This is a genomic window from Bacillus sp. X1(2014), assembly GCF_007678255.1.
Genome location: NZ_VEED01000002.1, coordinates 352,159 through 365,068, shown reverse-complemented (window position 1 = coordinate 365,068; position 12,910 = coordinate 352,159). Strand labels below are relative to the sequence as shown.

Annotated in this window: 12 protein-coding genes; 10 read left to right on the top strand and 2 right to left on the bottom strand. The window is 36.8% G+C overall.

The window, feature by feature from the left end; translation table 11 throughout:
* Positions 1-65 precede the first annotated feature (65 nt).
* The 5 genes from FS608_RS05710 (at position 66) to glnA (ending at position 5,153) form a co-directional block, all read left to right on the top strand.
* Positions 66-386 carry a ribonuclease E inhibitor RraB gene (locus FS608_RS05710; RefSeq protein WP_260871585.1) on the top strand — a complete coding sequence of 107 codons (321 nt, stop codon included), beginning with the start codon at positions 66-68 and terminating at the stop codon, positions 384-386.
* Between the two features lie 145 nt (positions 387-531).
* Complete coding sequence (locus tag FS608_RS05705) at positions 532-1,344, top strand: GNAT family N-acetyltransferase (RefSeq protein ID WP_313958695.1); 813 nt, start codon at positions 532-534, stop codon at positions 1,342-1,344.
* Between the two features lie 89 nt (positions 1,345-1,433).
* Positions 1,434-1,883: a DinB family protein gene (locus FS608_RS05700; RefSeq protein WP_144548290.1), complete on the top strand. Its 450-nt coding sequence runs from the start codon at positions 1,434-1,436 to the stop codon at positions 1,881-1,883.
* Positions 1,884-2,225: 342 nt separating this feature from the next.
* Positions 2,226-3,464 carry a serine/threonine transporter SstT gene (gene sstT, locus FS608_RS05695; RefSeq protein WP_144548289.1) on the top strand — a complete coding sequence of 413 codons (1,239 nt, stop codon included), beginning with the start codon at positions 2,226-2,228 and terminating at the stop codon, positions 3,462-3,464.
* 324 nt (positions 3,465-3,788) lie between these two features.
* Entirely contained in the window at positions 3,789-5,153 is a 1,365-nt protein-coding gene (gene glnA / locus FS608_RS05690) for a type I glutamate--ammonia ligase (protein ID WP_144548288.1), read from the top strand.
* 142 nt (positions 5,154-5,295) lie between these two features.
* On the opposite strand, the gene FS608_RS05685 is transcribed toward glnA, so the two are convergent.
* The gene (locus FS608_RS05685; protein ID WP_144548287.1) at positions 5,296-5,526 is read right to left on the bottom strand and encodes an ABC transporter; all 231 of its coding nucleotides are present in this window, start codon (positions 5,524-5,526) and stop codon (positions 5,296-5,298) included.
* Positions 5,527-5,812: 286 nt separating this feature from the next.
* Here FS608_RS05685 and FS608_RS05680 point away from each other — a divergent pair, with 286 nt between their 5' ends.
* Positions 5,813-7,099: an L-lactate MFS transporter gene (locus FS608_RS05680; RefSeq protein WP_144548286.1), complete on the top strand. Its 1,287-nt coding sequence runs from the start codon at positions 5,813-5,815 to the stop codon at positions 7,097-7,099.
* Between the two features lie 125 nt (positions 7,100-7,224).
* Here the strand turns inward: FS608_RS05680 and FS608_RS05675 are convergent, their stop codons facing one another.
* Positions 7,225-8,565: an NAD(P)/FAD-dependent oxidoreductase gene (locus FS608_RS05675; RefSeq protein ID WP_144548285.1), complete on the bottom strand. Its 1,341-nt coding sequence runs from the start codon at positions 8,563-8,565 to the stop codon at positions 7,225-7,227.
* Between the two features lie 252 nt (positions 8,566-8,817).
* On the opposite strand from FS608_RS05675, the gene FS608_RS05670 reads away from it, so the two are divergent.
* From FS608_RS05670 to FS608_RS05655, 4 genes are all read left to right on the top strand, one after another.
* Positions 8,818-9,813 carry a hypothetical protein gene (locus tag FS608_RS05670; protein WP_144548284.1) on the top strand — a complete coding sequence of 332 codons (996 nt, stop codon included), beginning with the start codon at positions 8,818-8,820 and terminating at the stop codon, positions 9,811-9,813.
* Between the two features lie 182 nt (positions 9,814-9,995).
* Entirely contained in the window at positions 9,996-11,084 is a 1,089-nt protein-coding gene (locus FS608_RS05665) for an NAD(P)H-dependent flavin oxidoreductase (protein WP_144548283.1), read from the top strand.
* Positions 11,085-11,235: 151 nt separating this feature from the next.
* Positions 11,236-11,814, top strand: coding sequence for a cysteine hydrolase family protein (locus FS608_RS05660; RefSeq protein ID WP_144548282.1), 579 nt, complete (start codon positions 11,236-11,238; stop codon positions 11,812-11,814).
* 140 nt (positions 11,815-11,954) lie between these two features.
* Positions 11,955-12,905: a ribose-phosphate diphosphokinase gene (locus FS608_RS05655; protein WP_144548281.1), complete on the top strand. Its 951-nt coding sequence runs from the start codon at positions 11,955-11,957 to the stop codon at positions 12,903-12,905.
* Positions 12,906-12,910 lie beyond the last annotated feature (5 nt).

Here is a 12,910-nt window from a genome sequence, read left to right as displayed (position 1 = left end):
TAGTGGAATAGAAATAAGTGAATTATAATGAACAATGAATGTATTAGAATATGGAGGAAAAACCAATGAAATTTCCAAATGATGCGGATGGAGAGGCTTTACGAAGTCTTTATAAAGATGGAGTGAATTTTAAAAAACCACAATCAGTCGAATTTTTTGTGGCCGTGCCTGATCAAGTGACTGGTGAAAAATTATCGCAAGTATTAAAAGGAGAAGGATTCAATTGTTTCTTAGAGCAAGACGACGAAACGGATGAGTGGGCATGTTCTTGCTCGAAAAGAATGCTATTAAATTACAGTGAATTAATTAAAATACAGAATAAATTAAATGATTTAAGTAAGCCTCATGGCGGTTATTCTGATGGCTGGGGTGTTTTTGTAGATTAAATAAATTGGTGCTTCTATTTTTTTGTTCAGGACTTACAATTGGATTTTGAAAGCCCTAGGCCCATTCAACAATTTTGAAGGGCGCTAGGGCTTTTTTAATTTCTTAAAATGTAAATTAATCCAACAGAGGTAGAAAAAGTATATAATGAATTTGGATGATCCATGTGGTCGGGCATTTACGGAAAAGGGGATAAAATTAATGAGACATATAACTTTTGAAAATATTTATGTTGTAGGAAATGTGGTATTTGAAAATGATCAATACAAACACATTCATTATCCAGAAATGCTACTTAGATATGATAGTAATTTTATAGAGTTTAAAAGATCTCCATCTTTGTCAGAATTTAAGGGCGCTGAAATTTATTTACGAAACTATCATTTAAAAAAGGGTCAAAAGCACGTTAAGTTTTATTTTCCTCCAAACGAAAAACTAGCAGAGGAATTAGTTGCTTATATGAATGAAGCAGGTTATAGGATTGGTTTTCTCGAATTGTACGCAATCCAGCCTAAACAATTTCCTTTGGTGAAAGACAACCCGGATATAGAGGTACAAGTTGTGAAGGATAAAAACCTTGAAACTTTTCTTGAATTGCAGTATAAGCACGATTTAGAGTTGGGTTCTGAATTTGCAAATCAAAAAAGAGAATTGGCTAAACGAAATTATGAAGATAAGAATATTCAACAACTGCTTGCCTATTATAAAGGTGTTCCCGCTGGTTCAGTAGATGTAATAATTACGAATGATACAGCCGAAATTGATGGTTTGGTGGTAGATGAAAACTTTCAGAAAAAAGGAATTGGCAGCAGGCTGCAAAAATTTGTTATGGAGAAATTTTTCGATAAGACCATCATTTTAGTTGCGGATGGTGAAGACACTCCAAGAGAAATGTATAGAAAACAAAACTATCAATATCTTGGATTTAAATATCATGCACATAAAGTTTATGAAGATTAGATCTGTATTTTCACTGAGAGTACGAATAGGTTCATACTCTATGCATAATAAACTTTAGTTGAATATTCATTTTTTATGGAGGTGTACACTTGGAAACAATCCGAAATATGTTTGAGCATTTACATTGGTCTAATCAACGGATTCTTGAAACCTTGCAAAAAATGGAAGGGGAGAATGAACAAATAAACAGGCTATTCTCACATATCCTTCTCACCGAACAAGTGTGGTTGACTAGGTTAAAAGGATCAGACAGTTCAAATTTGCCAATCTGGGCAGAGGTTAGTTTAGAAGCTTGTGCTGTAATGGCTAACCGTAATAATCAAAACTTTAAAGAATTCCTATCGAGTATAACTGATCCTGCACTCGAACAGATAGTGTCCTATAGAAACAGTCAAGGCATAGAGTTTAAGAATTCCGTAAGGGACATCTTGACCCACGTTGCCCTGCATGGTCAATATCACCGAGGACAGATCAATCAACTATTAAGGGCCAATGATACCGAGCCTGTTATTTTAGACTATATTATCTATAGGAGATAGATGTTGGAATGAAAAAGGAGTGTTGCATTGGTGTCAGGCACCATGAAACACTCCTCTTTATTTAGACTTTTCTCTATTCAATTACCGAGTCAATCTTTTTAGTCTCCATTTCCACAACCTTATATTCAAAGATAATGAAGGACGTTTTGGAATTAAATTACGTAAAAAACTCGATTACGTTTGACGCTTCCATTTAAGGATTAAAAATACTATTGTAATATATCTAAATATTCACTATAATACTATTAGTTAGAAAATAGTTCAGTAATAAAGTAGAGAGAGAATATGTACACCTAAATGAACTATAAATATGCAATTATCTTAAACTAGTGGGGGAATTCGATGAAAAGTCTAGTGTACAAGTGGAATCAAATCAGTCTGGTAAAGCAAATAATTGTCGGTTTGATTATTGGTATTATTCTAGCTGTTACGGTCCCGGCAGTAGCAAAGCCCGTTGTCATTTTGGGTTCTTTGTTCGTGGGAGCTCTTAAAGCAATCGCACCAGTGCTTGTGCTCTTCTTGGTAATGTCAGCCATCGCTCAACATAAGAGTGGTCACAAAACAAATATGAAATCGATTATTTTTCTTTATCTTTTAGGTACCTTTTTAGCTGGATTAGTTGCTGTTATTGTCAGCTTTATATTTCCAGTCACCTTAACACTTGCAACCGGTTCGGAGGAATTAGCAGCTCCAGGCGGTGTGGTAGAGGTTCTAAAAACATTATTGTTAAACGTGGTTGATAACCCAGTTAAAGCTATTTACAATGCGAACTATATTGGTATTTTAGCTTGGGCGGTACTCCTTGGTTTTGCGTTAAAAAATGCTCCTGATACAACTAAAACAATGATTTCTAACTTTTCAGATGCGGTGTCCAAACTGGTTACATGGGTAATCAAGTTTGCTCCATTTGGAATTATGGGCCTTGTCATTGAATCTATTACAACTAATGGAGTATCGTCATTACTAAGTTACGGGAAATTGCTTGCTGTTTTGCTTGGCTGTATGGTATTTGTGGCGCTGGTTGTTAATCCGATCATTGTGTTCGCTGCAACTCGTCAAAATCCATACCCACTTGTATTTATGTGCTTAAAGGAAAGCGGAATTACGGCATTCTTTACACGCAGCTCCGCTTCAAATATTCCAGTTAATATGAAATTATGTGAAAAACTGGGTTTGGATAAAGATACTTATTCCGTTTCCATTCCTCTAGGTGCAACCATCAATATGGCAGGTGCGGCTGTTACTATTTCTGTTCTAACACTAGCAGCGGTCAATACATTAAATATTGAAGTGGACATTCCGACAGCCATTATCCTAAGCGTTCTGTCAGCTGTCTGTGCTTGTGGTGCATCAGGTGTTGCGGGCGGTTCCTTATTGCTGATCCCACTAGCTTGCAGTTTATTTGGAATTCCGATGGATGTTGCCATGAAGGTCGTTGGGGTTGGCTTTATCATCGGTGTTTTACAAGATTCTTTTGAAACTGCATTAAATTCATCTACAGACGTACTTTTCACGGCAACGGCTGAATTTAATGAAAAGCGAAAACAAGGGAAAAGCATTACTATTCAAAAAGCATCATAAAAATTAGATTAATAGGTTGAATTCAAAACAGTTGTTAGGATCTCTCTAGCAGCTGTTTTTTCTTTTAGCTAAAAAGTGAGACCTAGTTCTGCTTATTATTTTAATTTTATACACATTTTTGCATAAATATTAACACGAGGTTTGCCAGATAGTATGAGGATATTAGGTTTAATCAGGTATATTATGAAAACGCTTACTAAAATATCGGAATAAATATTCAAAAAATTTACTAAAAAGGATTGTCAAACTATTCTTTTTTTATTATAATCATTTTATATTAATTGATGTAATAAAATATAACATGAAATTGCGAGGTAAAGTGACATGACAGAAACATTAATTTCAAACGCACCAGTAGCAGCAACTACTCTTGAACAAATTAAAGAAATTATCAACGAAAAAAGTGTTGAACTATTACACTTGCAATTTGTCGATATCGAAGGAATCTTAAAGCACGTTACTGTAACAGTTGAGCAATTTGAAGATGTCGTCGAAGGTAAGATGATGTTTGATGGTTCTTCTATTAAGGGTTTCTCACCTATTAATAAATCAGATCTTTATTTACAACCAGATTTAGCTACTTTTGCTGTTCTTCCTTGGACAGTTGAAAACGGTTATTCAGAAGCTAGATTCCTATGTTCTGTAAAGAACCCAGACGGATCCTTGTTTGAAGGAGATACAAGAAATGTTCTTAAGAAAACAGTTGATCGTGCCGAGAAACATGGATACACGATTTCAGTAGGTCCAGAGTTAGAATTTTTCCTTTTTAAAACAGATGAAAATGGTTATGCTACACAAGAACTTGGTGATAAAGCTGGTTACTTCGAGCCCTCTCCACATGACCTTGGCGAGCGCGTTCGTTTAGAAATTTACCGTGCCTTAAAAGCAATGGGCTTCACAATTGAGGCTTCTCACCATGAAGTAGCTGAAGGGCAACATGAAATTAACTTTAAATATGCAGATGTATTAACGGCTGCTGACCTTTCCACTACATATAAATGGGTCGTGAAGACAGTAGCAAAGAAATTCGGAATGCATGCTACATTTATGCCAAAACCAGTATTTGGAATCAATGGTTCTGGAATGCATGTCAATATGTCATTCTTTGAAGGAAGCGAAAATGCCTTTTTCGATCCATCCGATGAGCTACAATTATCTGAAAAAGCCTATCAATTCATTGCAGGTGTTCTAGAAAACGTGAAGAGCTTTACTGCAGTAACAAACCCGCTAGTAAACTCTTATAAGCGATTAGTGCCAGGATATGAAGCTCCTTGTTATCTTGCTTGGTCTGCGTCTAACCGTTCAGCGTTAATTCGTATTCCAGCCAAAAAAGGCCTTGCGACACGTGTTGAATTACGTTGCCCAGATCCATCAGCTAACCCTTACTTAACGTTTGCGGTGATTGCCTCTGCAGGTCTAGATGGAATCGAAAAAGGACTAGAAGCACCAGCTCCAATTAATGAAGATATCTTCCATATGTCAGAAGAGGAAAGAGCCTTCCGTGGCATCGATAGCTTGCCTGGAAGTTTAGCAGAGTCCATAAAAGAATTAGAATCAGGAGATATTGCGGCGAATACACTAGGTGAGCACGTATACAACGAGTATGTTTCGATGAAGAAAGCAGAATGGGACAGCTACCGTACAGCTGTTCATGCATGGGAAATCGATAATTATCATTCTAAATTCTAATTTAAATAGCGGGACAACAGGGCATTAAACAGCCCTAGTTGCCCGCTTTTTTTTATTTGTATGAAATGAAAAGGACAGCCTCTAGTTGAGGCTGTCCTCACAAAATATATAAATCCAAGGCGGCTTAATCCTGCATGCTATTTCACTTACAGTGATGCCATGCCTTCTTAAATACGCATAATCCAAAGATAAGGAATGCAAGGAAGCCAATTAAAATGATAAGGAATTTTAGAACGGTAACAATTAAACCGACTAGGCCGATTACTCCAAGCAATGAAGTCACCCACAATAATCCAAACAATAACCAAATGGCACCTGTTAAAAATCCAAGAAAAATTGCAAAAATGCCACAGGAACAATGGTTAGAACCCATCTAATTTCACCTCCTGTCCTTGTTTGTAACATTGTATGCGGTTTCCTTTGAAGATGTTTTATGAAAATAGAAAAAAAGGCGAAAGACCTAAATGTGCCCTTTGGTAAAAACACGAACATTATTAAAAAATCATTAATTATAATTCGTTTTTTAATTAAATGTTTTGCTTGAAATACATAAAATTGTAGGTTAATATAGTCAAATAACAAACAATGCATAAGGAGTAAAAATATTTAAAAGATTAATTTGTATTTTGAATTTATAAAAAATATTATGTGAAATGGGGATGAGGGGTCAGATGAAAAATAGATGGCTTATTGCTCTTTCGGCAGTTGGGATACATATTTCGATAGGATCTGTCTATGCATGGAGTGTATTTACAAACCCATTACAGCAGCAAATGGGCTGGGGGCTAAAACAGATTTCTTTTACCTTTAGTTTAGCGATATTATTTTTAGGTTTATCCGCGGCTTTCTTAGGCCACTTTGTTGAGAAATTCGGACCAAGAGTGTCTGGAACACTTAGTTCTTTATTTTTTGGCGTCGGAGTTGCTGGGGCTGGGGCAGCTGTACACTTTGAATCGTTACTATTACTCTATTTATTTTATGGTGTCATTGCAGGTATTGGCTTAGGGGTTGGCTATATTACACCAGTGTCAACATTGGTTAAATGGTTCCCTGATCGAAGAGGATTGGCAACGGGACTTGCTATTATGGGGTTTGGCTTTGCAGCAATGATCAGCAGTCCGATCATGAATCACTTAATCCAAACATACGGCATTTCCAACACCTTTTATATTCTTGGCGGTACATATTTTCTAGTCATTTTTTGTTCCGCTCAATACCTTGCTCCGCCAAAAGCGGGTTGGGTACCTAAAGGTTTTGATTCAACAGTTGAAACTTCAGGCAATAAAAAGATAAAACAGGATCTTAGACAATTAACGGCAAATGAAGCGGTAAAAACAAGACAATTTTGGGCTTTATGGATTATGCTTTTTATCAACATAACCTGTGGGATTGCCATTCTCTCCGTTGCATCACCAATGGCACAAGAGCTAGTAGGAATGACAGCCGCATCTGCTGCGACGATGGTTGGAATTATGGGGTTATTTAATGGTTCCGGGCGTATTCTTTGGGCGACTATTTCTGATTACATTGGACGACCAAATGTGTATACTCTATTTTTTGCTTTCCAGATTGTTGCCTTCTTTGTTTTACCAAACCTAACAGTGGGTATTCTGTTTTCAATTATTGTTTATATGATTATGACCTGTTATGGGGGAGGATTTTCTTCGATACCAGCCTATATAGGCGACCTATTTGGAACGAAGCAGTTGGGCGCCATTCACGGCTACATTTTGACATCCTGGGCTGCAGCCGGTTTAGTCGGTCCGATATTCGTCTCATGGATTCGGGAAACAACTGGAAGCTACCAAGGAACCCTTCTTGTATTTTCGGGGATGTTTATCATTGCATTAGTGATCTCACTCTTGATACGAGTAGATATAAAAAAATTACGGACTTTGAATGAAACTCCATTGCTAAATAAAATGGATAATTTGAAGAGCAGCTGATTAGAAGGATAAAAGGGACCTGGTTCTTTCATATAGAACCAGGTCCTAACTAATTTAAATGGACCTGCTTTTATTAACTACTGGTGCCTGACACCCTATTTGAGGGACGATGGCCCATAATAAAATCATTTTGATAAGGTCTTTTTCAATACCTGTTTGATAATTCGAGGGCTCATTAGGATGGTCATCGGACGAATTAGGTTCATGACTTTGATGAACGAATTATATATTTCTTGATTTTCCGATGATAAGAGGAAAATCTTTTTAGCGTACCATTGCTGAATGGAAAGACCTGCAGGTTTTTTACCAATGGTCTCGGGATAGCGAAAATCTTCTGTAATCACCATATTCCAAATAGGGGCGATGATTTTTGCTTCTTGTTTATGGAAATTATTAGTGACTTTTAGAAGATCATGACTTTCATTCTGAAGGAGTTCTTTTAACTTTAATGCCTCTAAAACAGCAATACTCATGCCTTGACCAAAGACGGGATCAATTCTGCAAACCGTATCACCAATCAATAACAGTCCGTCGGGCAGATTCTTTACCCTATTAAATTGTCTCCAAACGATATGTGGTACACGATAGACCGAGGTGCCGGAAAGAGGGACTGCATCCTTTATTTCATGGTAGATATCTAATTTAGGTAATTTTTTTGTAAGGTCTATAAAGCTATTATCACTTTTTACTACCTCTTTTTCGTTTACCTCATTATGATAGCCATTGAGTGTGACAATATAACGATTTCCCTCTACCTTTGAGATGGTACCGCCTATTTTTTCATGTGGCGGGTTAGGATAAACGATTTTAATTTCCCAATCCCTTTCACCGTTCTCAGGCAGTTGAAAAGATTTACTAATGTAACTTAACCCAATTTTCACCTTTTGTTCAGGTATAGAAATGCCACGTTTGTTTAGCCAACTACTAGAAAGACTGCTCACACCACTTGCATCTATAACAAGGTTCGCTGTTAGATTTTTTTCAGAGCCACTGCTATCGATAACATCGACACCCGCAATTCTATTCTTTTCTTCTTGATAAATATAGTTTTCGACCGTGTGATTATATAGAAAGGTTACGTTCGGTATAGCTTTTATGTATTGGTCAATATGCCACTCTAAATGTGGGCGAGTTTGCAGGGTTGTCGTGTATTCTCCATTAAAACGTAATTTCCAGACACCATGGTGGAACCATGCTAGACCCTGCGTAGAGTTTATTTTCACTGCGCCACTTGAGTGAAATTTCTTTGTTATACCTGGAAACATTGCCTCGAGACCATGCTCACCAGCTTGGAGGAGTGCATGTAAATGTTCACCTTGTGAGGCACCTTTTCTTGGAAATGGGCCTTGAGGTTCTTGATCACGTTCGATAATCATTACCTCTTTGAAAAAATCAGACACAACACGTGCTGCTAATTTCCCTGAGATGCCTCCACCAATAATTATTGCTCTTTCAAATCTGGACAAGGGGTGAAACGCCTCCTATTAATAATTTACTTGAATATGATAGCATACAATTCTACTAGATTGTATTGCCATGAATTAAATAGTGTTAATAGACAGTGACTTAGCACTCCTCTTCACATGAAAAATACAATTAGAATGTAATATTTGTGAAATATTTCACAAATTATTCAATTTTAAGATGGTTAGAGGAGGCAAGAGTGTTGTATATTATCACTATATTCATGTTGTTTATATTTACTAGGGGGATTACTGATGAAAAAGATATTTCAGATACTATTAACATTAGGGCTTATTATGACACCAATTTTTGCGCAAGCTCATGTGAAGTGGTTCACAAATGTGGTGCCGCATAAGGAGTCTATTGAAAATATATTATCACCGATGTTTTTACTCTTAGCTCTTGTGGCAGCTGTTGTATTAGCGTCATTACCATTAATCATTCCAAAAATGGCCCAATGGGGTCCAGTGAAAAAAATGGAGGATCGTCTCTCCAGTTTAAGAAAGTATTCTAGATATTTGTTAAAGTACGGAACGGCCGTTGCGCTGATGATCCAAATGGTGAATGGAACTCTTTTTGCTCCTGAGTTCCATGTTAGTAGTACGATCATTACAGTATTAACATGGGTGACAATTGGGTTCTTATTGATTCCACATCATATTTCTACAAAAATTGGTGCATCGATTTTATTAGGATTATTTATTTATGTGACGATCCATCATGGAATTTTCTATATGTTAGATTACGGATTTTACGTAGCCATTATAGGTGTATTATTGGTAGGAAATACGAAACTAGAGCAAGCTGGATTTCCATTTCTGTATTTAGGGACAGGATTATCGCTTAGCTGGGTAGCCGTTGAAAAATGGGTTTATCCAAGTATGGCTTTAGATATTGTCGCAAACCATCATGTGCCAACATTTGGCTTTGAACCGAGTATATTTGTTGTTATGGCAGCATTTATTGAATTTGTCGTTGGCTATTTATTAGTAGTCGGTGTTTTAAACCGAGTGTTAGGTTTTGTTGTCACTGCTATTTTCATCTCAACCACGATGCTTTTTGGAATGACAGAAGTCATAGGCCATTTCATGATTCACATTGTGTTAATTATCTTTATAATTGAAGGTGTTTCATTCTATAACCCGCCAATAAAAATGCATAAAACAAAAACAGATCAATTTATCTTTGTATTCTTAAACTTCATTTTTGTACTAGCAACGTTTTTATTGATTTACTATCGTTTTGCATAAAACTTTAATTATATATATAAAAATTATTAAAGCGGTACTTCATTGGAAGTATCGTTTTTCTATTATTCATGCATTTATGTTTAGAAGAAAACCAATATTTGTTAGTATTGTAATAAGTCATATTGTTCAAATAATCTCTTCAAATATATCGAATACTAATAATAGTAGAAAAGAGGATTTCGATGAAATTAAACACAAAACTATGTAGAATTTTAGAAATTGATTATCCGATTATTCAAGCGGGTATGGCGGGAGGACCTACGACCGTAGATCTTGTTGCCAATGTATCGAACTCTGGTGCCTTAGGGACTTTGGGTGCGGCCTATATGAAACCAGAAGAAATAAGAATGGCTATCAAAGAAATTAAGAAACGGACAACCAAACCATTTGCCGTTAATTTGTTTTGTACAAATTTGAACGATCATTATGAAGGAGTGGAAGAGTCACAGAAAGTCCTCAATGACATAAGGAAAAACTTAGGTATTGAGCCGGCAATACAACAAGTGAAAACAAATAATTTTTTTGAGGAACAATTTGAAGTATTAATAGAAGAAAAAGTTCCTGTCATTTCCACAGCATTTGGGATCCTTCCGGAGGATAAAATGGCAATTGCAAAGCAACAGAACATCATCATTACTACCATGGTAACAACCGTTGAAGAAGCACTGCTCGCTGAGAAAAGTGGGGTAGATATTATCATTGCACAAGGAAGTGACGCAGGTGGACATCGTGGAACATTTGAAATAGATAAGAATTCAAACGGTGCAACAGTCGGAACTTTTTCGCTTGTCCCTCAGATCGTTGATGAAGTTTCAGTCCCAGTTGTTGCTGCGGGAGGCATCATGGATAGCCGCGGCCTAGTAGCTTCCTTAGCTCTGGGTGCACAGGGAGTTCAAATGGGGACTGCTTTTTTAACAACAATTGAGTCTGGGGCACACCGTGTATACAAGGAGGCGCTCATCAATAGCACAGAAGAAAGTACAGTGATTACCAAAGTTTTTTCAGGTCGTCCAGCAAGGGGAATCAAAAATGCTTTTATTCTAGCTTACGATAATGACAAGATTTCCCCGGCTGATTTCCCAACACAAAATACCATGACGAATGATATTCGCAGACATGCAGCTTTGCAAAATAACCCTGACTATATTGCTCTATGGGCCGGACAGGCGACAAGACTTCTACAATTCGAAATACCAGCAAGTAAAATTGTTCATGATGTAGTGACAGGGGCTGAACAGTTACTATCTTCTATTAAACCTATGAATAATTAATAATAATTCCCGAAAAAGTACAGATAAGAATGAGTGCGCGAAACCTTTTGCGCGCTTTTTGGTTGTTCATGAATACGATTCATCCTTTTTACAAAAAATTAACCTAGTCATTTTAAGATACCTGGAAAAAGTAAGTTAGGAGAAAAACAGAATGAATCCTTTTGTAAATCCACCAGCACTTTTGGTTTTAGATGTTCAAGAAGGTTTTGATGATCCGTACTGGGGGAAGCGGAACAATCCCGAGGCGGAGGAAAATATTTTACAATTGCTTACCGAATGGCGCAAACGGAGTTGGCCAGTTATCTATTCTCAACATTTATCCCTTTTGCCACAATCGCCTCTTTATTATAAAAATAAAAACGGGATAAAATTTAAAGCGATGATTCGTCCTAAAACAGATGAAAAGGTCTTTCAAAAAAATGTAAATAGTGCGTTTATTGGTACGGAATTAGAAACTTATTTACGTAATCTAAATATCAAATCGGTTATCATTACAGGCTTATCAACCCAACATTGCGTATCTACCACCACTCGGATGAGTGGAAATTTTGGTTTCGATACATACCTGATCGAGGACGCGATCGCTGCATTTGAACTTACAGACCATAAAGGAATAAAGTGCTCTGCCGAGGATGTACAAACATTTGAACTTGCCACTTTGCATCAAGAATTTGCGACCATTATGACAACAGCTGATGTAATGGCCAAATTAACTGACTCAAACGGCTGATAGTAGAAAAGCACAAGGATTCTCTATTAAAAGTTACCTCTCTGATGTATTTCCTACCACTATGATGATTAATATAGTAAAATAAGATGAATCGATAATTTTTGTAACAAGTAGAAATTCAAACGTGTGGAGGATCTAAGGTGACATATCAACAAAATAAACGATTTAAACTGTTTTCATTGAATTCCAATCAAAAGCTGGCAACAGAAATGGCAGAGCTTTTAGGATGCGAGTTAGGAAAAAGCTCAGTATCTCATTTCAGTGATGGAGAGATTCAAATTCATATTGAAGAAAGTGTTCGCGGCAGTGAGGTCTATGTTATTCAATCCACATCGTATCCTGTCAATGATAATATTTTGGAACTCCTCATCATGATTGATGCTCTAAAAAGAGCTTCAGCTAGTATCATAAATGTGGTCATTCCATACTATGGATACGGACGGCAGGACAGAAAGGCACGGTCACGGGAGCCAATTACAGCAAAATTAGTGGCGAATCTTTTGGAAAAGACTGGAGCAAGTCGAATTCTTACAATGGACCTCCATACTTCTCAAATTCAAGGTTTCTTTGATATCCCTGTAGAACATCTATATGGTGTTCCTATTCTTGGGCAGTATTTTAAGGAACAAGGTTTAGATGATATAGTTATCGTCGCACCTCATAATGGCAGCATTGGTCGAGCAAGAAAAGTGGCTAACCTATTACACGTTCCACTTGCCCTAATCGATAAAAGAAGATTTGAAGAAAATGGTCCCCAAACCATAAATGTGATTGGTAATGTCGAGGGCAAAAATGCCATAATTATTGATGATATGATTGATACCGGTGCAACCATTTCTTTAGCAGCTAAGGCTCTAGACGAAAATGGGGCAAAAGCAATTTATGCGGGCTGTACCCATCCTGTTTTTACAGACCAAGCGATTGAAAAAATAGAATCGTCACCAATTAAAGAATTAGTAGTGACAAATACTATTGCATTGTCGGAAGATAAAATCAGTAATAAAATTAAAACGATTTCTGTTGCGCCTCTTCTTGTTGAGGCAATCGACCGGATTCATAATGAAAAAGCAGTTAGTCCTTTATTTGAATAAGAGTT